Consider the following 23573-nt stretch of genomic DNA (forward strand, 5'->3'; position numbering starts at 1 on the left):
TAAAAATTTCTTATTGTAATTTTGATAAATTCCGTTGAATCTGACCAAAATGTTTGCTGACATGTTCTACAATTAAATGATCAACAATAAAAGAGATCGGCTTTGTTCCGAAATTAGGATTACGACTTGGAGATTCGATCGCTAAAGTTGCCTCATCTAGCCCACCTAATTTTTCTTCAACTAATGGGCGCAATGCTTTTAATTCATTCACTACATCTGAAACAGCACGAGCTTCCGTATTAGTAACAGCTGCAAGCCGTCCTGCATGTGTAAAATGTCTTCCCCATTCTGTTCCTGGGGCAGCTTTAATATTTTCGATTTCACCGATCCAATATGGAACTGCTTCAGCTACATGGCAAATAATTTGCATAATTGACCATTCTTCTGGTGTTGGATTTTTGCGAATAATATCTTCTGATAGATTTTCAACGGTTTCTATGATTTTATCTAATGATTTTTGCACAGATTGAATTGATTCTTGAATCGTCATTAGCATTTCACCTCAACCGCCACTTTTTTTACTTTATTTTCAAGTACCCCGATCTTATCAATCTCAATTCTCACTATGTCCCCATCTTTTAAGAACACTTGTGGTTCCATTGCAAATCCTACCCCACCAGGTGTTCCAGTTAGAATGACATCTCCAGGTTCTAATGTCATTAAATTTGATAAAAACTCTACTAAATATGGAACATCGAATACAAGATTTGCAGTATTTGTGCGCTGTCTTTCCTCACCGTTAACTGTTAAAACCATCTCCAAACCAGATGGGTTTGTCAATTCATCTGTTGTTACAAGCCATGGACCCATAGGTGCGCTGCCTTCAACCGTTTTCCCTTGCAACCATTGAAGTGTTCTACGTTGAATATCTCGGTACGTCACATCATTAACAATCGTATAGCCAGCTACATAATCAAGTGCTTCCGCGCGAGAAACATTTCTTGCCCTTTTGCCAATGACAAAAGCAAATTCTGCTTCATAGTCCAATTGTTCAGAAATTGGGAAAAATGGAATATCATCTTCTGGACCAATAACTGTATTCGCAAACTTAGCAAATATAACTGGAAATTCAGGCAATTCCCGTTTCATTTCTAAAATATGTTCACGGTAATTATGTCCAACGCAAATCATTTTGCCAGGTTGCGGTACAGGTGCTTCAACCTTTACATCATTTTTTGCAAAAACAAGCTTCCGTCCTTTATATTCATTATTTTCACAAGCGAATTTAATTGCTTCTTTAGCATATTCCATGCTTTCTTTTCCACCTTGTAAAAATCCAGTCATATCGCTAGGAACGAAAGCTTCTGCGATTTGTTTTGCTCGGATTTTTCCTTGGGAATCTAGTAAAGCTTCAAAAGCAGCATGTAAATCAACAATATTCTCATTTGTTACTGCGCCAATTCTAGATACTCCTACAGCATTAAAAGTAATTAATTTCAATTTTCCTAATCCCCCTTCAAAAGATTTATTATCTTTTGCTCACAAATAGAAAACATTATTCACTATTTCGAAAACGATAATTACTTATAAGATAAAACACTATATAGATTATTGTCAATAATTATATTTTTTATATTTTAAGTATATTTTGTTAAATGAGTTAAGTATTTTATTTAAACAACGTTCACTATTTATGTGCTTTTTATTAATTAAAAGTGTTTATCCTACTAGTTTCTTTTTTTGAACGAAATTTTAAGCAATGAACGTCAATCTCTTACTAAGTTTTATTCAACATCACGGAAAGAATTCTTTGATGTATGAATGCCATTACACTTTGGGAACAGTTAAAAAGTAAACAAAAAAATTTGTTTGCGGAAACAATTGACAAAAAAATCTTTTTATATGATAATAATTATAGTTTTAGAATTATTTTAAATAAGAAGTAAATTTCTTTTCAATAAGGAGTGCAATAGGATGTTAGATGCAGAAATTAAAGCTCAGTTATCGCAATATTTACAGCTAATGGAAAATGATATCGTTATTAAATTAAGTGTAGGAAATGATCATACTTCTAAAGATATGACAGCTTTAGTTGAAGAATTAGCTGCTATGTCTTCTAAAATAAAAGTTGAAAAAACAACATTGGAAAGAACGCCTAGTTTTAGCATAAACCGCATCAATGAAGATACTGGAATTACATTTGCAGGTATTCCTCTTGGACATGAATTTACTTCATTAGTATTAGCTCTATTACAAGTAAGTGGTCGAGCACCAAAAGTGGATGAGAAAACACTCGATCGAGTGAAAAGCTTGCAAGGAACCTATCGTTTTGAAACTTATGCAAGTCTAAGCTGCCACAACTGCCCAGATGTTGTACAAGCATTGAATGTGATGAGCCTAGTAAATCCAAACATTACCCATACGATGATTGACGGTTCAGTCTTTAAAGAAGAAGTAGAAAGCAAAAATATTATGGCTGTGCCAACTGTTCATTTAAATGGAGAATTTTTTAGCAGTGGACGAATGTCTCTAGAAGAAATTTTAGCTAAACTAGGAAGTACAGAAGATCTTTCTGATTTTGCTGAAAAAGAACCATATGATGTCCTTATTATCGGAGGCGGCCCTGCAGGTGCTAGTGCTGCTATTTATTCAGCAAGGAAAGGTATTCGTACAGGAATTGTGGCTGATCGCTTTGGCGGACAAATTTTGGATACACTCGGTATTGAAAACTTTATCAGTGTCAATTACACGGAAGGCCCGAAACTTGCTGCTAGTCTTGAAGAACATGTCAAACAATATGATGTTGATATTATGAATTTGCAGCGTGCCACCCATCTAGAAAAGAAAGATGATTTTATTGAGATAACATTGGAAAACGGTGCAGTATTAAAAAGTAAAACAGTTATCCTATCAACCGGTGCACGTTGGCGGAACCTAGGTGTTCCTGGTGAAGCTGAATTTAGAAATAAAGGTGTTGCCTATTGTGCACACTGTGACGGTCCACTCTTTGAAGGAAAACATGTAGCGGTCATTGGTGGAGGAAATTCAGGGGTAGAAGCAGCGATTGATTTAGCTGGAATTGTAAAACATGTTACCCTTTTTGCACGATCAGGCTTAAAAGCAGATCCTGTTCTAAAAGAACGTATACGTAGTCTTCCTAACGTAACGATTATCGAAAACACGAAAATTAAAGAAATTACCGGAACAAATAAAGTAAACGGTATTGACTATATCGATTGTGATACAAATGAAACTCGACATTTAGATGTTGAAGGGGTTTTTGTACAAATCGGTCATGTACCAAATACCGAATGGTTACAGAACATCGTAGAACTTAATGAACACGGAGAAATTAAAATCGGAAAGAACGGTGCTACGAATATTCCAGGGGTTTTTGCAGCAGGAGATTGCACCGATACCCCATACAAGCAAATCATTATTTCAATGGGTTCAGGTGCCATTGCCGCTTTAGGAGCATTTGATTACCTTATCCGAAATTAATGGTATCTCCTTAAAAATAAATGCAAAAAGTGAGGGAGAATTCAGAAATCATGAACTTGATTTCTAAATTTCTCCCTTTTTTATTAAGTGTTCTACAACAATCTTTTCAATTATTAATAATTTTGTTTAATGCTTCTATATTGGTTATTAATAGATTGATAGATCATTTATACTTTCATTCCAATTTTATAAACCATACCAATTCAATGCTTGCGGACTTAAATCAACCCAGACGTGCTTTGTCTCTGTATACATATTCATAGCTTCCATGCCTAATTCACGGCCGAATCCGCTTTGTTTTGTACCTCCAAATGGAGCTGCACTGTCAAGCATACTGAATGTATTGACATACACTGTACCTGCTTTTAATCCTCTTGCCATACGGAAAACCCGTTTAATGTCCTTCGTCCATACACCGGAAGCAAGGCCATAAATTGTATCATTAGCTTTAATTAAAGCATCTTCTTCATCTTTAAAGCGGATGACAGAAACAACTGGTCCAAAAATTTCTTCGCGGGCAATTGTCATTTCATTGGATACGTTTTCAAAAATGGTTGGTGTAAAGTAGTTTCCATTTAATCCGATATCAGGACGACTTCCGCCAATGACAAGTTTCGCTCCTTCATCTAGTCCAAGTTGTACATATTTTTCAATTTTGCCAAGATGTTCTGCAGAAATTTGAGGTCCCATCTGTGTTGTTGGATCTAATGGGTTCCCTACACGAATTGATTTTGCCTTGTCAACAAATGCCTGCATAAATTTATCATAGACAGATTCTTGAACAAAAAGCCGAGACCCGGCAGCACAAACTTGACCTTGAGCAAAATAGATGCCAAATAGTGATCCATTGACCGCATCTTCAATATTTGCATCATCAAAAATAATATTTGGAGATTTTCCACCTAATTCTAACGATACAGGTTTTAGATTTTTGCTTGCAGCTTGCATGATTAATTTTCCAGTATCGGTAGAACCAGTAAATGCAATTTTATCGACTCCTGGGTGTGAAGCTAAAGCTTCCCCGGCAATATGTCCATAACCATTTACGACATTGATGACACCGTCAGGAATACCTGCTTCTTGGAATAATCTTGCTAACTCTAGCACACTAATTGGCGTTTCTTCTGACGGCTTAATAACAATTGTATTCCCCGCTGCTAGTGCAGGCGCAAGCTTCCACATCGTCAACATAATTGGGAAATTCCATGGTACGATTGCACCAATTACTCCCAACGGCTCACGAATGGTAATATTCAAACGGTTTTTAGGTGAGCTTAATGTTTCGCCTTGAATTTTATTAGCAAGTCCTGCATAAAATTCTAAAACATCAATAGAAGCTGGGATCGCAATATGTTTTGTTTCATTAATCGTAAGACCATTATCTCTTGATTCTAATTCTGCTAAATAATCTAAATTTTCCCATAATTTTTGGGCTGCTTTATATAATAATCGGCCGCGGTCACTTGGAGCCATTTCAGACCATGGTCCACTTTCAAAAGCTCTTCTAGCAGCTTTAACTGCTAAATCAACATCTTCCGCACCAGCTTCAGCAATAATTCCGTTTAGTTCACCATTTGCTGGATTATAAGATTTAAAAGTTTTCCCAGAAATAGAATCAACCCATCGTCCATCAATAAATAATTTGTATTCTTTTACCATATATCTTCCCCCATTTCAAATATCTGTATAAATTTATTACTCATTTCAAAAGTTATGATTGATACTAGAATAGACATGTTCCCATAATTCACGGGACGTCCATGTCGGATTTTCCTCAAAGATGAGTGCCAAGTGGGCGGTAAAATGCGCTGCCGCAAAACTGTGGCCGTGCATATTATAGAGCTGCGCATTCCCTTTTAATTCACGAGGAAAACCGCAAGCTATGAATGTATTGTTATGATCTATAGCCCATTCGTCCCGTTTAACTTCACCTGCCTGAACGGCAAAAACGCCAGGATAGACACCAGGATAAATAATTCCGCGGCTTCGGTCGATTGCAGAAACAATCGCTATATTTTTTTCGCAAGCAGCTTTACAAGCAGTTCTTATCATCTCATAATCTTGGTCGAGGCCAAGACTTAAATGGATAATTTGCACGTTGTTTTCGATAGACCACTCAATGGCTTCAGCCAAAACGGACGGATAAGCCGCTAATTTATCATCAAATATTTTTACTCCAATTAGATCAGCATCTTTTGCAATGCCTTTGATCGCAGCAGCAACAGCTGTGCCATGCCCAAGTCTATCGCGGAAGTCATGATGATATTCAATATACCGCTCTCGGTTCACTCGTATTTGTATACCGTCTTTGACTCCTTGGACATGAGAATGATATTGGTTGATTCCACTATCTATGACAGCAATCGTTACACCTCTACCTGTATAGAAACTATTCATTTTATGCACATTTTTTGTTTCAAGCAAAATTTTTGCACCTCCCTACTCTTTTTCCTCTTTGTTTCATTGCTTACGTGCAAAAACTGCTTTTCATATTGAAAAAATAAAAAGTTTAATTTATATTTTGGTGCCATTCACCTCCTTAAAAAGCAGCAATATTTTCGTACAGATCCGCTATCAGTTCTCCATTCGCTTGTATATATTCCACAGTAGAAAATCATCCAAGCCCAATGGTTTTCAACTTTTTATCAACTCTCGATAGAACATGGAACGGTTTTCAAGAATATGATGTGTTCCTTGCTCGACTATTTTTCCATTATTAAATAGAAAGATTTGATCCATCATCTTCATAGCTGCAAGGCGATGCGAAATGATTAATATACCTTTACAATTAGAACTCTCTCTCATCCATTCTTTTAACCTTTGAAACAACTGACGTTCGGCAAGCTGATCGATACCGGATGTTGCTTCATCTAAAATGAGTAGAACAGGATTTTTTAGAAGCGCTCTTGCAATGGCAAGCCGCTGTTTTTCACCGCCGGATAACATCATTCCCTTTTGGCCAACATAAGCATCAAATTGGTCCGGGAGTGATTGAATAACTTCCAATATGCCGGCGCATTTACAACAAGCTTCAATTTCCGCATGTGTAAGCTTCTTTCTTTCATCTTCTGAAAAACCAATGAAAAGATTATCCATAATGGTTCCACTTAACATTTCCTGTTCTTGAGAAACGATTACAATTTCTTTCCGCAACCGATGAATGGGAATCCGGTTTATATCTTCACCACAAAAACGGATGACACCACTCGTAATCGGCGTTAACCTTACCAATGCATCGACTAAAGTCGTTTTACCAGACCCGCTTGCACCTATTAAAGCTGTCATCGTATCCGGCTGCATTGTAAAAGTCACGTCATCTAAAATTCGCCCTTTAAAAACTTGATCAAACTCAAGTAAAAAATGAACCGGTTCATTTTGTTTAGCAGGCATCACATTTGGCATATCCGTCTCTTTTTCCGAGTTAAAAACAAATTCGTAAATTCGATCGATTGAAGCACGTACCCGTTGAAGACGTAAATATAAACTTGCTAAACTTTGAATTGGACTGTAGAAACGTCCTAAATAGGTTGTAAAAGCTAACAAGCTGCCTAGAGACATCGTATCTTGAATGACCTTTGTTCCGCCTACTAAAAACACAAGCCCTGTTGAAATACCGATTGCCATACGCGGGATTCCTTCTGCTAAACTATGAATGATTGAAAGTGTAACAGTCTCTCGATTTAAGCCGGCTATCTTTTGATCTAACTTCATCTCTTGCTCATGTTCTGCTTGTGATAACTTAATAAGCCTAATATTAGTAAAAGTTTCAATCATATGGGCTTGAATATGACTATGATGTTCTCGAATTTTTTTCGTTCTCCTAATAATTTTCGGACGAAAATAGATGAGAGACCCTAGAAGGATTGGGATAAAAACGAGTGCATACAATAACAATTTCCAATCTAAATAAATGAGCATACCAGTAATAAAGAATAGCGTTAGCAAATTTACAATGAATTGCAAGGCGCCGTCTGTTACAAAACTTTGAATTTCGTTTAAATCACCATTTAATCTTGTAGTTATGTCACCAACCTTATTTCGAACGAAAAAATCATAAACATTTCTTTGTATTCGTTGAAAAAAGTGGACCCTTAAAGACTTCAAAATTGATAAAGTTACTTTTAAATAAATATAACTATTCACTGCCTGCAGGATGACACCTATAACCATCATTCCTACACCAATCAAAAGAACAGCTTTCAATTCATACTTTTTATTTAAAAATACATCATCAATTAAAACCTTTGACAAAAATGGATATGACAAGGTTAAAGCTGTGCTAATAATTGAAACGATAATAATGAATACAATAATGAACCTGTAAGGTTTAAAGAATGGAACAATCCATTTAAGAGAATGCAAAGTCTTCATCGGTAATAACACATATATCCTGATTGACAATGCTCAGGAGTTTTTCGAATTCGTTTCGCTTTTGCTTTAACCTCTTCATCTTCCATTCCTGCCCGTACGGATTTAACGATGGAACTTACTAGCTGAACACTGGCAAGCTTTCTATAGGAATCTGCTTCTCTGCCGACAATTTTTAGAGAATCAATGCCTAAGCGATAAATATCCGGCAAGGCGCATAATCCACACGGTCCAAGTGGAATTCCGTGGTTTGATACAGAACAACCGCAGCTATGTGTATACCAAACATAGTCTTCATAATCTTTCAAATGGCGTCCAAGTGCAGTTTGTTCATGAAAATTCAGTTGCTTGCCTTTGGAAGACATAAATTGGTATTCCCAATTCGTTGTCGAGCAAAAAGCCCCAACCTGATTATGAGTTGTAAAACAAAAGCCTTCTTCATAAATACAGCCGTCATTTAAAATAAAAATTTCATATTCAAGTTCTCTTCCGCCCTCATCAATGATTTCTTTCATTTCATGGAGCGAAAGGCTCCTTGGGAAAACAATTCTAGATGCGCCCAATTCACGATACAGATGAATACTGGAACTATTGATCGGTGTTGCCAAACTGCTCACATGAATGGTTGCATCAGGAAAGCGATCTTTTATTGCAATCATTAATCCAATGTCTGAGACAATAAACCCGTCTGTTCCTGCTTGTAAAGCCCTGTGAACAATTTCCAATAATATCGGGTATTGGACTTCTACATAATACGGTGCATTCAATGTCATAAAGACTTCCACCCCGTACGTATGGGCACGATCTACTAAACTTGCAAATTCTTCGAAGCTTGGGATGCTTGCTTGGGGAGCTCTGCGATTCATCCAAATACCGCTTGTAAAGGAAGTCACCCATTCATACGGAATAAAACCGACATAAAATTCTTCTGCCCCACTAGAAACAAGCATATCTACTTCCTCAAGTCTACTGATGGGCGCCAACACTTTCATCTTCCTCCCCCTTTCCTTTGATATATAGTCGTTTATTTTTCAAGGACAATTGTTGGAAAAATCAACAAGCAAATGAGCACTTCAATTTCATAAAGTCCACGAACTAAACAGGAATTTTCGGACTGACGACGATCCGGTTGACGTTTTTTTCTTTTGCCCATTGAAGACCTTTGACTATTAATTCCATTGTTTGTTGATAAAAGACGGAATTTCCTTTTTGGAAATTCCTCGTTGGAATTGTACCAAGTTTTTCTTTTTTTAATACGAGTTCCACTTGATAATGCCGGCATTGCTGTTTGCACTTGATTTCACCTTTAAACTTTTCTTCTTTTGGCTTATGGAGTGTGCCGACGATACATGACCTGCCTGAAGCAATACACCCAAATCCTAAATGAAGGGAAGAAGAAAAATCTTCTTCCAACGGACTTTCCATTTTTTGAATTAAATTATCAAATTCAATTCGGTTCACACGATTTTTCTTTAGAAAATTTTTGAAATACGAAACAGATACGGCTGATGATTGCAAAACAGATTTTGCTTTTTGCGGTGCATCTTCCCTGTCGTATAGGTGGGCAACTCTTGGATCGCGAATCATTTTATTTAACAGACGACCGATCACCGGTTGAAAATTTGAGTAATTTTGTTTCACTTCATATAAAACGCCCCAGTCATTGACAACAATTTCAATCATTTTTTTATCCCTAACCGCCTCTTCGTGGAGAACAGCAAACAACTGCTTCAACTCATTCAAACCTCTTTCAGTGACATAAGGGGTGACAAACGTAAATGAATACCCCAAATCAACTGCTTTCTCATATGCTTTTATCACTTCTTCAGGCTTTGGAAGCCGGTATTGGCAAAATTCAGACCCAAAGTAGAGACGGGTAAATACAGGCGAATTATAATAAGACCTTAATGCTTTTTGAACATTCGCAAATGTTTCCCGTTCGACATCTGTAAAATCATTAAAATCCGATAGTTGATCTAAAACTTTTAGTTGATCGGAAGACTGAACCGCAAGTGAAAATTCCATATCTCATTTCTCCTATTGTTGAATTTGAATGACACGAACATCCATTGTATCGGTTGAAAGCTCAATCGTTTCCTTCAGTTCTAAAGTTTCAGCATCGTAAAAACTAATATCCGGCCCTGCTCCTGAAACATATAACGTTTTTCCATCACCGCTTAAATTAAATCCATATGAAGTTCCCGGTACATTCGGAACGACTTTCTCATACTTTCCTGTTTCCAAGTTGGCTTTTGCAATAAAATTCATACCAAGGTAAGCTGTTTTTCGATCTTTAGTCATCGCACCTGAGAAAACGCCGATCATTTCATTAAATTCTACTTCTTTATATTCACCTGTTTCTAAATCAAAAAGAATGACCCCTTCTGTTACTTCACCAGTTTCCGGATAAAATTTGTAATTCGTTGCAAGAGCTACGTCATGATTGTCTTCTCCTCGCACCCAGAAATATAAATAGTTTCCAATTCCATCTTTAGGATCTGCATTCATCACTGGTGTATGAAGTTTTAATTCATCTTTTTCAATGTCATACACATAAATGTCTTTCGCCCAAACAAGGAGCTTTTTCCCATCTTTGAAAAATTGCAGCGTGTGCGTACCCCATGGCACCTTAATCTCTTTAACGACCTCTTTGGTTTTAACATCCATTACTTGAATAACCGGTTCAAGCGCTTTTAATTCAGTTTTTTCTACTTTCGAGCGCATTAACGTTGCATACAACTTCTCCCCAGTTGGATCAATAGCTAACCCATAGATCCGTGCCACATAATCTTTCGTACTAAAAGTCAATGTATCAATCACTTTATTTTCTCTCGTGTCAACAACAGCGACCTTTGTTCTTCCTTCACTGTTAATGTATAAAGTGCGGCCGTCCTTCGTCCAAGTCATATCCCGGTTAGGGCCTTTAATCGGTATTTCTGTTACCTTTTTTGTGACCGGGTCAACTGCAAAAGTTACGTCTAACCCACCAATGTATAACATTTCTTTTGTACTTTCCGCTTTTCCAAATGGTCCAGATGCCAAAAAAAGCAAACTGGCAATGACGAGAATAAGAAAAAACTTTTTCAATAAATGAAAATAGGTGCTGCTATAATTCATCCATTTGTTACCTCCTTTTCTTTGTTATTTTCCTAACTTGTGTGGCAAGAAGATGTAAGACCTGCAATACGATCAATAAAAGTAGGGTTTTCTTTCATAATTCGGACATATGTTTTAAGCCCGATTTTGTACCACTTTTTCATCCACTGACAGTAATGAAGATTAGGAGATGTTATTTCTCCCATCCTTTCTAAAGCTTCGTAATAGCACCCTCCAGAACATGTATGCTTTAATGCACATGATGAACATGTTGTTTTATTGTCAACATGAAGGGAACTTAATAATTCAGCCTGGAAATTTCTATTGATGCCTTGGTAAATATCACCGATTTTATACTCCTTTTGTTCATTAAAGCGATGGCATAAAAATAATTCACCAGAGGGGCTGACTGCCATAAATCCAATGCCTGCCCCACATGCATAACCTTTATTTATACCAAAGTGCAGCTCAACAAGAATATTGGAAAGATTTGAGAAACCTAAATATCGGTTATTGTTTGCTGCTTGTACGTAATCTTCTGCCAACTGTTCAAAATCATCAAGCAAACGCCATAATTCAGGTGAGTTTAAAACAAAAGCTTCATCTGCCGCTGATACAGGAGCAAAGCCAACTTCATGAAAACCAATGTCTAAAAAGTGGTAAAATAAATCTTTTACAGACGGAAACCCTTTATTGACAGTAACTCTTACTGCTACAGGTTTTTTCGGACGCATTTCAATTAATTTTTTGGCATTTTTTAAGACAATATCATAAGAACCTGCACCATTATTAAAAATGCGGAACTGATCTTGCCATTCTTTAGGTCCATCCATACTAACGGTGACGCCAACATGATTTTCTGTTAAAAATTTAATGCGTTCGTCATTCAATAACGTTCCGTTTGTAGTCATTGAAAAATCGATCGTTTTTTGAACCTTTTCGGACATCTTTCTTCCATATTCAACGATTCTTTTGATAAGAGGCCAATTCATCGTAGGCTCCCCACCAAAAAGAACGACCGAAATTCTTGGCTCATCTCCGCTTTGTTGAATTAAAAAATCGATCGCTTTTTCTGCTGTTTCAATACTCATTAGCTTCATCGGTTTTCCGTAGTTGCCTCCGCCGGCATAGCAATAGGTACAACTCAAATTGCATTCATTAATAAGATGAAAAACTAATGTTTGCAAAGGAATTTTTTCGACATTGGGGATCCCAGGCGTTAGACTATGGATCCCTTTGACGTCGTTTTCGATAAGAATTTCCATCTGAACTAATTCATCAATCGCTTGTTCAATAGCCCTTTCATCAATAGTATCTTTGATTTTGGACAGGAGCTCTTGCCTAGTGATTGTGTCTTGCTGCTGAAACATATTTAACACGCTTGCACTAATTTGATCTAATTCGGTAATGACACCACTTAATCCATGGTAAATATACATTTTTCCATCTACATGAAAAGTAAGTGCATTCGAAAGTTTTAAGATGCTTTCCTTCGCAATGTTTGTCGGCTGCACTCCATACACTTCCCCTCTTTTACTTAAAAGAAATTAAAAACAAATTATTTAACATAGACAAAATCAGGGATTGTAACGAGTAAGAATGTTTCACCTACTAATTTTTCTCCGCTATGTGGATCTACATAGGTTGCAACAACCGTTACATTTCCAGCATTATTCGTATTCCATTCCCGCTTAATATTTGGTCCTCCATCACTTGGAATAAATAGACCAGTATTTTCATTAATGGAACCTACGTACTTAACATCTTCATCTTCAATTCCCATTAACTTGTATTCTTGCAACTTCCATTTCGCATTCACCGGCCCAAGCTCGATATCATCTTCCGTATTGGCCTTTCCATCCTTACCATTTGCATAAGCAATCGCTTCAAATTGAACACTTTGTTTTCTGCCGTCATATGCCAATCGTGCAAGCCCATATTCCGGTGTAACTTTCACGTAATCTACTTTTTGATAGAAGTTAATGGAAGCCGCACCTTTTTGATCAACGAATGAAATTTCTCCAGTCGGAATATCCGTATTTGCAGGTGCCTTAACTTTTAATTGCACTTCGTCATTATTTTGTTTTACAACTTCCACGATTTCGAGACCATTCGTTGTTTGGAAGTTTTCTTTTTTCAAATTTTGAGGGAAATCTGTTCCAAAAACAGTAATCGTTTGTTCAGTACCTTTTTTAATAGACTTTGGCCATACCGCAAGAACTTGCGGTTGTCCTTTTTTGTAATACGTTTCTTTTGCGTAAATTCCCATGTCATTTACACGATTCCATTGTCCTGTGATAATCTCCCCGTCTCCTTGTACATTAAAAACACCACGGATTTTTTCATTTTCGTTGCCTAAGCTGCTCCGGAGCGAATATCCGGTAAACATTCTCACATTGCCTTCATAATTTGTTGCTTTACCTGCTAGATTTAAAGTTCTTTTTTCATAATAAAGATCATCTTTAGCAGTGATTGTTGCATCACCTGAATACAACCCGGTGCTTGGGCTATAGCCGATGATTTTCCATTCACCTGTAATATCATATTTTTTTCCGTTTTCTTTCCAATTTTTCCATGCTTCCGTTTCCATTGGATTTGTTTTCGCTAAATAATCAGCAATTTTGTCTGCATTTCCGATCCAATCGATGGCCCTCATTTGGTAAACCATTGATGGATTCATACCGATATGAAAATCTTTCAGTTTTTTCCACTCATCTTCGGTCCGATATTGTGCAAGGACTCTTGCGCCGGCATGACATTGTACACAGCTTTCTTGCATGAGCTCATTTTCCATTGGAGCTTCCACGATCGAGCCTGTATCTGTTAACCAGTACATAATTTTTTCAGTTTCCTCAGGTGCAAGACCGTTTTTTTCGCTTAATTCAGCAACAATCCTTGCAGCCTCTTCACTTGAAAGTTCCACTCCCCATGTTCTTTGCATCCGCAATATCGTTTGTTCCCAGCCTTCAGGTGTTTTTCTTATATCGCTAATTCGTGCAATTTTTCCATTTTCATCGACGGCATGGCAAGTTAAACAGGCTTTTTGAAATGTTTCGCTCCAATCTCCTACATTTTTGGATGCTGCTTTTTGCACTACATTTTCCCCTGTTGCAGTCTCTTTAGTGGAGCTATTTGTACATGCACTTAGAGTAACAATAACTATAGCTAATAGGATGAATATCCAGCTCTTTTTACCTCCCATTCCATTTCCTCCTCTTACTCATCAACAAATTTTAATTTCTGCCAATCGCGAACGGCTGCCGGACAGGCTTGGTGCCATTCTGGATATTTATTCATACCGTCAGGCACCTGGGCCGCCCACCAGCAGTCCCCGTAACAACCATATAAATCCCTCTCCATTGGCTGACAGCCACCTGCCACACCTAAACCTGAATTATCAGCTTCCCAGCCGGGATCGAACACTGTCGTACAACCAAAAGGAAGCTGCAGTCCTTGCACGTCCATTTTTTCGTTTTCCTCAATTTTTCTTAACATTTTTTTCCCTTTACGATTCAATGGTTGAAGATGCTCCATTTTGCCTCTCCTTTCATACACATGTATTTTTCCGTTATTTTAAAGGTAAATATTTAAAATATTTAAAAATTAAAGTAAAAATAAAGTAAATTCTTAATTTTTTTAAATTTTTATGCAAATATCTTTAAAAACTAAGTGGACGAGCATACAATGAAGGTAAGCATTTGTCAAAAGGGGGATGATTATGGAGAAACGTTCGGTCCTTGTCATTGATGATGAAGAGGAAATCCGTGAACTAATAGAAATGTATCTTGTAAAAGAAGGGTTTCATTATCTTGAAGCAAAAAATGGGAAAGAAGCTATCGAACAAATTCGGGAAAATTCACCTGATTTAATTTTATTAGATATATCCCTTCCGGATTCAAGCGGCTTCGACATCTGTCCCCATATAAAAAAAATGACAGACGCTCCGGTTCTGATGGTAAGTTGTAGAGACTCTGAAATAGATAAGGTTCTCGGATTAACAGTTGGCGGCGATGATTACATTAGTAAACCTTTCAGTCCTAATGAACTTGTAGCACGAATAAAAGCTCATTTACGAAGAATTGAGCAAATGCGAAGCAATCATGCGGTAGACCATGTAGACAAAGATGAAATACTTTCTTCTAAATCGATCACGATTAATAGAAAACAATTTGATTGCTTTGTGAAAGGAAAAAAAGTATTTTTATCTGCCAAGGAGTTCAAGCTTTTGGAATTTTTTATGATGCATCCATTTCAAGTTTTTAATACGGACCATTTAATTGAGAGGATTTGGGGGTTCAATTCAGATATTGATTGTAAAACAGTGAGTGTCCATATCGGAAACATTCGTAAAAAAATCGGAGACAGTCCGAAAAATCCGACGATTATTTTGACTATAAGAGGAGCAGGTTACAAATTCAATGAAGAAGTTATTAAACAATCTGTATAAAAAATGTGAACGATTTTTCCCAAAAACTTACCGCGCCCATATCTTGCTCTCTTTTTTATTTTTATCATTTATTCCACTCCTAATAGTAGGCGTTTATACGTATCATGGTGTTCAAAGGGTTGTTATAAATACGAGTTCTGATATTCAGCAAGCCATTATTAAAGATATTATTCAACTTCATCAGTCACATTTGAACACGCAAGCTGGACTCATTCAGCAAAAAATTGAAGAAGCGAAAAAGAAAGTTTTAATTGGCCGAAGAATGGCTGAAGATATATTTTTGAATAATAACCTACCCATTGAATCAGAGCTCAATTTAATTAAAGAAAAAGAAGGGTATTATTGGACAAAACCGTCTCAATATGAATCGAATGTTATCATCAGCTCCCGGACGAAAGTTACAGAAAGTTTGCTAGAAGATTTATCAAAAACAGCTTATCTTGAAACATTCTTTAGAGAAACGGTTTCTTCAACATCACATATTGCTGCCATGTATATTATTTTAGCGGACTCGGCATCAAGAATTTATCCACCTTTAGATTTTCCCCAAGAAATAAAGGATGGATATTTTAAACCAGATATTGATTTTACAAAAGAATTATTCTACAAAATAGCTGTTGATTCGAATGAAAATGAAGCACCAGCCGTTTCCATCACCGATCTTTATCAAGATATTACACATCGGAATCGAGTATTTACATTGTCAACACCGCTAATAGTTAATGATAAAAAAATTGGAATTATTGGCGTCGATATTACGATTCCAAGTGTACTAAACCACATTCTCAATTTTAAATTCCGAGAAAAAGATGCTTATGCAGTTTTAATGAATGAGAATCTGAAATTTATTGCCTATCAAAAAGAAGCAATGAACGACCTAAACTTTTTTACCTTTGATTTCCGCGAGACAATATATAATAGCGAGAAACCATTTACTTCTATATTAAATAACGAAGAAAAATATATTTTGATTTCTCCAATCAAAGGTACAACTTGGAAACTGATATATGTCATTCCAAAAAGAGAAATTATTTCAGCTGTGACTGAAATAACGAATGAACATATTGAAGCAAACAGCAATCAATTTTATCAGCAATATACATCTTTTGTTGTAATTATTTTTATAATTATTTTGATATTAACATTTAGGTTATGGCAATATGCTATAAAACCATTACAACATTTATTATTTGGCATTCAAGCCTTAACGGCAGGAAAGTTAAATACGACGATTATGGTAGACAATCTAAAGGAATTCAAGGCAGTGAGCCAAGCATTTAACCGGATGACCGTTGCGCTGAATCATTTAATGAATGAATATATCGATTTGACCAACGATTTAGAGAAAAAAGTAAAAGAACGAACAAAACAACTAGAGCTTGCAAATCAATCTCTTTCCGAAAAAAATGCGTTATTAAAATCAATTGATGAATCCCGGCGGGAATTGTTTTCAAACATTTCCCATGATTTAAAAACACCGATCACTATTTGCATCGGTTATTTGGAAGCGATCAAAGACAAAATGATTCCGGAAGAAAAAATTGATATTTATTTAAACAAAATTTATCGACATTTAAACTCACTTCAACATTTATCAAGAGGACTTCTTGAGTTAAGTACGATTGAATCAAAAAAAAATTCGTACAATTTTCAGCTGACCAATCCTACTGAATATTTTAGAAATCTGTTAAGCCATTATGATGGTAATAAGGCAAATAGACTTCATACCATGGTCGAAGATTCATTATCACCGATCATGGCCGATCCGGAATATTTAAAAAGAGCCATCTATAATCTGATCGATAATGCTATTAAATACTCTTCTAATGATGACTTGCCTGTAGAAATAAAAGTATTTGAAGAAAATGATCATCTATTTTTTGAAATAAAAGATTATGGAATCGGTATACCAGAAACTGAAATTCCATTTATATTTGAAAGATTTTATCGTGTTGATAAATCGCGGAACTCGACGATTCCAGGCAATGGTCTTGGACTAGCCATTGTTAAAGAAATTGTAGAGGAGCATCGAGGTAAAATTAAAGTCAAAAGCGAACTTAATAAAGGAAGTGTTTTTACAATTTCATTGCCAACCGAAAAAATGAAGAAGTTGGAAAGCAAAAAGAATTAAAAATATGGAAGCGCGCGATTCACTGAATGTCCACCACATAAAAAAAGAAGCTGGGGCCTGTTTCAAGCCCCAGCAAATTTTTGCAACTGTTTTTATTAGCAAATACCTATATGAATTAAATATTCGTACGTTTCTTATTTATGTGATATAAAATTGCAGAAGATGCCATTCAATCCTCTATTGCAAACTTTTTTATCGAAAAAACGAAACAGCTTCTACCCTAGCTTCTCACAGGTTCTTTTTGGTTTGCTGTTTTCACCCAATTGGCAACTGTTACTGTACGCTTCGCTTGATGTTTAACGGCTTCTTTAACATCTTCGATCATTTTTCCGTTTTGGTCAATTGTTACACTTGTTCCATATGGGTTGCCGCCAGCCGTAAATGCTGATTGATCAGTGAAACCTGGTGCTGCAACAATAGCTCCCCAATGATACATCGATGTATATAGGGATAAAATAGTTGCTTCCTGTCCCCCATTAGGATTTTGAGCACTAGCCATTGCACTAACAACTTTGTTCACAAGTTTCCCATTAAACCAAAGACCACCAGTAGTATCTAAAAATTGTTTCATTTGTGATGGCATATTTCCAAAACGAGATGGCACGCTGAAAATTATCGCATCAGCCCATTCCAAATCTTCCAATTTCACTTCAGGGACATCTTTTGTTGCTTCGATATGAGCTTTCCATGCTGGATTTTGATCGATAACTTCCTGTGGTGCAAGTTCAGGTACTTTTAACACTTTCACTTCAGCACCAATTTCTTTCGCTCCTTCTTCCGCCCATTTTGCTAATTGGTAGTTCGTACCAGTCATACTATAATAAATGACAGCTAATTTTACATTTGACATGTTCCATTCTCCTTTTCATTTTTTACAATTCATTTTGCTTCGCCAATAGTATTTCTTACAATTGATTTCCTGATTCGTCATAACATAAAAAGAATAAGTGAAAATTCTATTAATCTGTAATTCTCAAATTCAAGATTTTTTAAAATAAACATTCATGGCCGTTTTGGCCACAACCCCGAATGAAAATAAATATCTCTCGTCCATAATGTAGATAACACAACAGTGAGTATATGACGTGCATTTTAATGGTGGTTTTAACCCTGTAAAATAAACTGTTGGAGTGGATTTGCCGCACAACCCAATGTGAGCTCCCTTGAATGGTGGGATGACTACGTACAGAAAAATGATGAACTTACAAATCCACTCCACTGTTGTGGAATCTAAAAAGAAAGGTTGAGAGGTGTATGGATGTATTATTTAAACGATGTGCAGGTTTAGATGTGCATTCTGAATCCATTGTTGCTTGTGTTCTTATTGAGAATGAGAACAGTGAGATTACTAAAGAAATTGAAACCTTCGGGACGTTAACAAAAGATTTGTTTCACCTATTAAAGTGGCTGGAAGACCATAAAGTCTCACATATCGCCATGGAAAGTACAGGCATTTATTGGAAGCCTGTTTACAATATCCTTGAAGATTTCTTCGATATTACTTTGGCAAATGCTCAACGAATTAAGAACGTCCCAGGTAGAAAAACAGATGTTTCGGATGCAGAATGGATTGCAAAATTATTGAGACACGGACTTATTGAAAAAAGCTTCGTTCCGCCAGAAGATATCCGTCAACTTCGTGACTTAACACGATATCGGAAGAAATTAATGAATCATATCACTGCAGAAAAAAATCGAATTCAAAAAGTCCTAGAAGCATCAAATATTAAACTAGCAACAGTCATTTCAGATGTGTTTGGAGCTTCCGGAAGAAAACTTCTGGCACACCTAATTTCACAAGGGTATATTGATGAAGCTGATGTAGAACAAAAAATTCATAAGCGGATGGTCCATAAGAAAAAGCAAGTGACGGATTCCTTATTTGGTACTTTAAATGATCACCAATTATTTTTAATTAAACAATCATGGGATCATATTGTGTACTTAGAAAAATCTATTCAGGAAATTGACGAACGAATAGATCAAATACTGATCAATTATCAAGAGGAAATAGATCTTTTAGATAGCATTCCAGGAGTTAATCGTGAAGTAGCTACTGTCCTTATTGCAGAAATGGGCGTCAATATGGAGCAGTTCCCGACTGCAAAACATTTAGCCTCATGGGCTGGACTAGCTCCTGGAAATCATGAAAGTGCTGGAAAAAGAAAAAGTACCAAAACAGTAAAAGGCAATCCGCATATGAAATCCGTGTTATGTGAAGCAGCTTGGGCAGCATCTAGAAGTAGAAATACATTATTAGCAGCTAAATATTGGTCTTTAGCTTCAAAAAGGGGAAAGAAAAAAGCACTCATCGCGATCGGCCGACGAATGCTTTCCATTGCCTATCGAATATTGATCGATAAGGCTCCCTATAAAGAAATGTTAACAAATTAATTAGTTTTGACCAATTTTAGGAAAGATATACGAGAAACCGTAAATAACGGTAGCTCTGCTTTCCTATTGCCAAAATTAGTCTATCAATATTATTAACAAAAGATTTTGGCTTTATTCCCATTGATTTGTGGAGAACCTAAGTAATTTTATTTTCACAGAAAAAATGCATCTAAAGCATACCGACCAGGACCAATTAATGCTATCCCAATCGCAACAGCTATCAAAGTAAGGTTGTATTCATATCCATTCGCTGTGATCCAAAGCCCGTTAGGACCATGGACTTTAATAATAGCAACGACCATTGTTCCTGCAATTAATACTCCTGCAAATGGAGTTAACAATCCTAAAGCAAATAAAGCTCCACCGATAAACTCTGTTAGCCCTGCGAGAACAGCCATCGTTGTTCCAGGTTTCATTCCAATCGATTCAAACCACCCTCCTGTTCCTTTAATTCCATAACCACCAAACCAACCGAACAATTTTTGAGCTCCATGTCCGATAAATAGAATACCAATGACTAATCGGATGATTAACAAACCAAAATCCACCAATTTTAATTCCCCCTATTTATTTTATCTCGAATTCGAGATATGATTATAAAAAAAATTTCGAGGCCTCGTTTATTTTATAATTAATTATTTTTTCTCAAATTAATTTATCTCGATTTCATGATATTATCATAAACGACATTTCAATTGGTGTCAATCATTTTTATTTCGATTTAAAAATGTTATAATATGTATATCTCTAATTTGAGATTCTTTATATAAAAATATTCATACATAAAAGGAGAACAACTATTATGGAATTTGTAGAATTGGCCAAAAGTAGACGTTCAGCAATAAATTTTCAATCAGATGTGAAAATCACTGTTTCTGAGTTACAAGAAATTTTCGAAATCGTTAAAACTCACCCATCTTCTTATAATCTTCAAACAACCCATTATTATGTTGCCACATCTGAGGAAAAGAAAGCACAAGTGAAAGCCGCTTCATTTAATCAACATAAAACATTAAGTGCTTCAGCAACCATTATTGTTTGTGGGGATCGTGAAGGATACAAAAAAGCCCCTGACTTATACGAAAGCATGAAGTTACTTGGAATTATCGATGAATGTGAATATAAAGAAACGATTGAAACAATCAAAAACCTTTATGAAAATAACCCTACATTGATTGAAGAAGATAATATTCGAAATGCTTGTTTATCTGCGATGCTTTTCATGCTAGCTGCCAAAGACAAAGGATGGGATACTTGCCCGATGCACGTTAAAAATGTCGATTTGATAAAAAATATCTATAACATCCCTGAAAACCACGAGCCTGTTCTAATGATTACAATAGGAAAATCCGATGAAAAAATTAGACCAAGAGGGTATCGGAAACCGATTGGAGAATTTGTTCATTTCGTTGATTAATGTTAAAAAAGTCTAAGATTTCCTTTGATCATCAAACAATTTTAGGTTAAAAACTTAATATCTATTAAAAAAGCTGGGGTTCCATTACCCCAGCATTTACTTTTAGTTTTCTTGTAATTTCGTAACTGTTCTTATAGGCAAACACCAGCCTAAACGATATGACATAACACGCAAAACGAGAATGACACCAAATAGTATGTAAAGCTGATATGGCTTTTCTGCCCAGCCCATACCGATGATAAACCCGGCAAGCATTGCCCAGAATAAATAAACTTCTTTTTGAAACACGATTGGTTTTTGCTGGGCGAGTACATCACGAATGATCCCCCCACCAGCACCTGTAATTGCTGCGGAAAACATAATTGCAAGAATAGGAAGATCATTGGAATAAGCATGCATTCCACCTTGAACTGCAAATGCAGAAAGACCAATTGCATCAAAGAGATTCCATTTTTTCATGCGATGAACAGTTTCTGCCGGCAATAGAAAAACAATCGTAATAGTTATGAGTGCAATGATAAATAGTGGAGTCTGCTGCCATAAATTTTCAATAGGAATGCCGATCAATAAATTCCGGACCGCACCACCGCCAAAGGCAGTAATCATCCCTAATGCATAAGTTCCAATGATGTCGTATTTTACTTCCATGGCAATAATAGCTCCGCTTATTGCAAATGCGATCGTTCCAATAACATTTAAAACATCCCAAACCATAAAAAACCTCCTACCATTAAGTAAAACATCAGCAAGTTACAGTACTCCCGCCGCATGCGGATTGTTTCTCTGTCCTTGTACCTGAGAGTTTTACCTCATGTTAGAAGGTGTTACCCCTTTGGTGGCTTTGATGCGCTCTCCAGAGATGCGTCCTACAGTAGTCCTTTTACCTGAGAGATTCATCTTCCAATGAAGATTTGCCCCTTCGGCGACGCACTATGTACGTTCTCTCCCACTGCAGTCTTTCGCCCAATTCATCGTATTCAATTTTTTACATTAATAAAATGTAATGGATAACAACTTGTTCTGTCAATACAAATTTATGAATGGGATGTTTATATAGTAAGGCTCTTTCAAATCTTATACACCCGTCCATTGAGAAAATCAGTTATTAATATATTTTTCAAATACATCGCCAAAATCTTTAACGATATATTTTTTCTTGCTTTCTGAAAGAACATTAAAGACATATTCATTGATTTCCTTAAACTCTTCAGACACACGTCGGTCTCCCACAGGTGCTCGACCTAATACGTTGACTGCCATGTTTAAACTTTCATTCGTATAATTGATATAACTATCATTTTCAAACTGAATTTCTGAGATTTTAACTAATGCTTTATATAAATCTTTTAATTCATCAAGATGTTTTTTATGCACATCTATTGAGAAGTCTTCCGAACCGATCCTAAATTTTATTTCAATATCTAAATCAATAGTTCCCGCTGTTTCAAGGGCAACATTCGAAATATAATTGCGATAATAATCATAACGGCGAAGCATACGCTTTTTGCTGACAGCACTAGTACCATCCACATGAATAAGAGCTCTATTTGTAAAGCAATATTCATCTGATTTTGATTTGATTAGAAAATAAATCTTTTCATCATCTTCATGCATGACGAAATCATCAGCTTCAACCTTGTCGTAATCTTGAGGTTTAATGACACTCCCAATATCACTCAATCCTAGGGCATCCGCAGCAATTTTTTTGAACATTTGTTTCATCCTTTCTCTAATAAAATTCACCCACATTAATATTAACGTATGAAATAACAAAAAAGATTCAATTATTTTGAATTTCCTTAAAATATACAGCAAAAAAACTTATCTATCTTATACTATGGTATCATCGGTTAATGGTTGGCATGTATATATCTTAGCGGAATAAAATGCTAAAATACCTAAAATCGCAAAGAATACAAAGATCATAAACACTATTAATAATATTTTATGTAACTTTTTCATTGATCCTTTTTCATTGATCCCCTCCCATTGTTTACAGTAAAATACATCCATTTCCATTGCATGTACTGTAGGCCACACTTGCTTTAACAATAACTGCCGCCGAATAAATTTATTACATACATAAAATGTAATTTTCTATACTTGGTTTATTTAAATTATGAGACGGTAATAATCATTATCATTTTTGAAAAAATTGTCGAAATTTTCTTTCTATTATTTGTCCAATTTTCATTTATAATAAAACTGTAATATTTTGTAAGCCTCTTTTTTGTAAGGGCTTACATTTATTTCATTTTTAAATGGAGGGGATTTTAATG

General features: G+C 36.0%; 20 protein-coding genes and 2 riboswitches. Of the genes, 5 read left to right on the forward strand and 15 right to left on the reverse strand.

What is annotated here, in order from left to right; genetic code table 11:
- Nucleotides 1-10 precede the first annotated feature (10 nt).
- Together HR057_RS06410 and HR057_RS06415 are read right to left on the reverse strand one after the other, a co-directional pair.
- Nucleotides 11-490, reverse strand: a complete 480-nt coding sequence (locus tag HR057_RS06410) for a DinB family protein (protein ID WP_173730607.1) — start codon at nt 488-490, stop codon at nt 11-13.
- Nucleotides 490-1440, reverse strand: coding sequence for a fumarylacetoacetate hydrolase family protein (locus tag HR057_RS06415; RefSeq protein WP_173730608.1), 951 nt, complete (start codon nt 1438-1440; stop codon nt 490-492). Before HR057_RS06415 ends, HR057_RS06410 begins: the two co-directional genes overlap by 1 nt.
- A gap of 474 nt (nt 1441-1914) precedes the next feature.
- On the opposite strand from HR057_RS06415, the gene ahpF reads away from it, so the two are divergent.
- Nucleotides 1915-3441: an alkyl hydroperoxide reductase subunit F gene (ahpF, locus tag HR057_RS06420; protein WP_173730609.1), complete on the forward strand. Its 1527-nt coding sequence runs from the start codon at nt 1915-1917 to the stop codon at nt 3439-3441.
- Between the two features lie 186 nt (nt 3442-3627).
- Here ahpF and HR057_RS06425 read toward each other — a convergent pair whose 3' ends face one another.
- The 9 genes from HR057_RS06425 to qhpC form a co-directional block, all read right to left on the reverse strand.
- Nucleotides 3628-5100, reverse strand: a complete 1473-nt coding sequence (locus HR057_RS06425) for an aldehyde dehydrogenase family protein (protein WP_173730610.1) — start codon at nt 5098-5100, stop codon at nt 3628-3630.
- 45 nt (nt 5101-5145) lie between these two features.
- Entirely contained in the window at nt 5146-5865 is a 720-nt protein-coding gene (qhpE, locus tag HR057_RS06430; RefSeq protein ID WP_230474373.1) for a subtilisin-like serine protease QhpE, read from the reverse strand.
- Nucleotides 5866-6075: 210 nt separating this feature from the next.
- The gene (locus tag HR057_RS06435) at nt 6076-7812 is read right to left on the reverse strand and encodes an ABC transporter ATP-binding protein (protein ID WP_173730611.1); all 1737 of its coding nucleotides are present in this window, start codon (nt 7810-7812) and stop codon (nt 6076-6078) included.
- Nucleotides 7809-8801 (reverse strand): peptidase U32 family protein, encoded by a 993-nt coding sequence (locus HR057_RS06440; RefSeq protein ID WP_173730612.1) that lies wholly within the window; start codon nt 8799-8801, stop codon nt 7809-7811. Before HR057_RS06440 ends, HR057_RS06435 begins: the two co-directional genes overlap by 4 nt.
- 103 nt (nt 8802-8904) lie before the next feature.
- On the reverse strand, nt 8905-9834 hold the full coding sequence (locus tag HR057_RS06445; protein WP_173730613.1) for a hypothetical protein: 930 nt from the start codon (nt 9832-9834) through the stop codon (nt 8905-8907).
- A gap of 12 nt (nt 9835-9846) precedes the next feature.
- A complete protein-coding gene (locus HR057_RS06450; RefSeq protein ID WP_173730614.1) occupies nt 9847-10926 on the reverse strand; it encodes a YncE family protein in 1080 nt (359 codons plus the stop codon).
- Nucleotides 10927-10958: 32 nt separating this feature from the next.
- Entirely contained in the window at nt 10959-12419 is a 1461-nt protein-coding gene (peaB, locus tag HR057_RS06455) for a quinohemoprotein amine dehydrogenase maturation protein (protein WP_173730615.1), read from the reverse strand.
- Nucleotides 12420-12463: 44 nt separating this feature from the next.
- A complete protein-coding gene (peaA, locus tag HR057_RS06460) occupies nt 12464-14107 on the reverse strand; it encodes a quinohemoprotein amine dehydrogenase subunit alpha (protein ID WP_173730616.1) in 1644 nt (547 codons plus the stop codon).
- Between the two features lie 14 nt (nt 14108-14121).
- Complete coding sequence (gene qhpC / locus HR057_RS06465) at nt 14122-14439, reverse strand: quinohemoprotein amine dehydrogenase subunit gamma (RefSeq protein ID WP_173730617.1); 318 nt, start codon at nt 14437-14439, stop codon at nt 14122-14124.
- A 184-nt stretch (nt 14440-14623) separates the two neighbouring features.
- On the opposite strand from qhpC, the gene HR057_RS06470 reads away from it, so the two are divergent.
- On the forward strand, nt 14624-15352 hold the full coding sequence (locus HR057_RS06470) for a response regulator (RefSeq protein ID WP_173730618.1): 729 nt from the start codon (nt 14624-14626) through the stop codon (nt 15350-15352).
- Complete coding sequence (locus HR057_RS06475) at nt 15324-17483, forward strand: ATP-binding protein (protein WP_173730619.1); 2160 nt, start codon at nt 15324-15326, stop codon at nt 17481-17483. Before HR057_RS06470 ends, HR057_RS06475 begins: the two co-directional genes overlap by 29 nt.
- A 220-nt stretch (nt 17484-17703) precedes the next feature.
- On the opposite strand, the gene wrbA is transcribed toward HR057_RS06475, so the two are convergent.
- Nucleotides 17704-18333, reverse strand: coding sequence for an NAD(P)H:quinone oxidoreductase (wrbA, locus tag HR057_RS06480; RefSeq protein ID WP_173730620.1), 630 nt, complete (start codon nt 18331-18333; stop codon nt 17704-17706).
- A gap of 404 nt (nt 18334-18737) precedes the next feature.
- Between wrbA and HR057_RS06485 the strand changes: the two genes are divergently transcribed.
- Complete coding sequence (locus tag HR057_RS06485) at nt 18738-19877, forward strand: IS110 family RNA-guided transposase (RefSeq protein WP_173730621.1); 1140 nt, start codon at nt 18738-18740, stop codon at nt 19875-19877.
- Nucleotides 19878-20029: 152 nt separating this feature from the next.
- On the opposite strand, the gene HR057_RS06490 is transcribed toward HR057_RS06485, so the two are convergent.
- On the reverse strand, nt 20030-20428 hold the full coding sequence (locus tag HR057_RS06490) for a DoxX family protein (protein WP_173730622.1): 399 nt from the start codon (nt 20426-20428) through the stop codon (nt 20030-20032).
- A 251-nt stretch (nt 20429-20679) separates the two neighbouring features.
- Here HR057_RS06490 and HR057_RS06495 point away from each other — a divergent pair, with 251 nt between their 5' ends.
- Nucleotides 20680-21294, forward strand: coding sequence for a nitroreductase family protein (locus HR057_RS06495; RefSeq protein WP_173730623.1), 615 nt, complete (start codon nt 20680-20682; stop codon nt 21292-21294).
- Between the two features lie 102 nt (nt 21295-21396).
- Here HR057_RS06495 and HR057_RS06500 read toward each other — a convergent pair whose 3' ends face one another.
- Nucleotides 21397-22008: a trimeric intracellular cation channel family protein gene (locus HR057_RS06500; protein ID WP_173730624.1), complete on the reverse strand. Its 612-nt coding sequence runs from the start codon at nt 22006-22008 to the stop codon at nt 21397-21399.
- Nucleotides 22009-22074: 66 nt separating this feature from the next.
- Nucleotides 22075-22154: riboswitch (glycine riboswitch) on the reverse strand.
- 2 nt (nt 22155-22156) lie between these two features.
- Nucleotides 22157-22253, reverse strand: a riboswitch (glycine riboswitch).
- Nucleotides 22254-22392: 139 nt separating this feature from the next.
- A complete protein-coding gene (locus HR057_RS06505) occupies nt 22393-23007 on the reverse strand; it encodes a PH domain-containing protein (protein WP_173730625.1) in 615 nt (204 codons plus the stop codon).
- Nucleotides 23008-23573: the final 566 nt, after the last annotated feature.

Origin of the sequence: Calidifontibacillus erzurumensis, from assembly GCF_013303125.1 — a bacterium.
In the GTDB taxonomy this organism is placed as follows: Bacteria; Bacillota; Bacilli; order Bacillales; family Bacillaceae_J; genus Calidifontibacillus; species Calidifontibacillus erzurumensis.

Excerpts from the sequence above, each read along its gene's own strand:
- HR057_RS06450 (WP_173730614.1), bottom strand. The coding sequence starts at position 10,926 with ATGAATTATAGCAGCACCTATTTTCATTTATTGAAAAAGTTTTTTCTT.
- HR057_RS06425 (WP_173730610.1), bottom strand. The coding sequence starts at position 5,100 with ATGGTAAAAGAATACAAATTATTTATTGATGGACGATGGGTTGATTCT.
- HR057_RS06410 (WP_173730607.1), bottom strand. The coding sequence starts at position 490 with ATGACGATTCAAGAATCAATTCAATCTGTGCAAAAATCATTAGATAAA.
- HR057_RS06470 (WP_173730618.1), top strand. The coding sequence starts at position 14,624 with ATGGAGAAACGTTCGGTCCTTGTCATTGATGATGAAGAGGAAATCCGT.
- qhpC (WP_173730617.1), bottom strand. The coding sequence starts at position 14,439 with ATGGAGCATCTTCAACCATTGAATCGTAAAGGGAAAAAAATGTTAAGA.
- HR057_RS06500 (WP_173730624.1), bottom strand. The coding sequence starts at position 22,008 with ATGGTTTGGGATGTTTTAAATGTTATTGGAACGATCGCATTTGCAATA.
- HR057_RS06485 (WP_173730621.1), top strand. The coding sequence starts at position 18,738 with ATGGATGTATTATTTAAACGATGTGCAGGTTTAGATGTGCATTCTGAA.
- HR057_RS06445 (WP_173730613.1), bottom strand. The coding sequence starts at position 9,834 with ATGGAATTTTCACTTGCGGTTCAGTCTTCCGATCAACTAAAAGTTTTA.
- HR057_RS06440 (WP_173730612.1), bottom strand. The coding sequence starts at position 8,801 with ATGAAAGTGTTGGCGCCCATCAGTAGACTTGAGGAAGTAGATATGCTT.
- ahpF (WP_173730609.1), top strand. The coding sequence starts at position 1,915 with ATGTTAGATGCAGAAATTAAAGCTCAGTTATCGCAATATTTACAGCTA.
- HR057_RS06505 (WP_173730625.1), bottom strand. The coding sequence starts at position 23,007 with ATGTTCAAAAAAATTGCTGCGGATGCCCTAGGATTGAGTGATATTGGG.
- peaA (WP_173730616.1), bottom strand. The coding sequence starts at position 14,107 with ATGGGAGGTAAAAAGAGCTGGATATTCATCCTATTAGCTATAGTTATT.
- HR057_RS06475 (WP_173730619.1), top strand. The coding sequence starts at position 15,324 with ATGAAGAAGTTATTAAACAATCTGTATAAAAAATGTGAACGATTTTTC.
- HR057_RS06495 (WP_173730623.1), top strand. The coding sequence starts at position 20,680 with ATGGAATTTGTAGAATTGGCCAAAAGTAGACGTTCAGCAATAAATTTT.
- HR057_RS06435 (WP_173730611.1), bottom strand. The coding sequence starts at position 7,812 with ATGAAGACTTTGCATTCTCTTAAATGGATTGTTCCATTCTTTAAACCT.
- wrbA (WP_173730620.1), bottom strand. The coding sequence starts at position 18,333 with ATGTCAAATGTAAAATTAGCTGTCATTTATTATAGTATGACTGGTACG.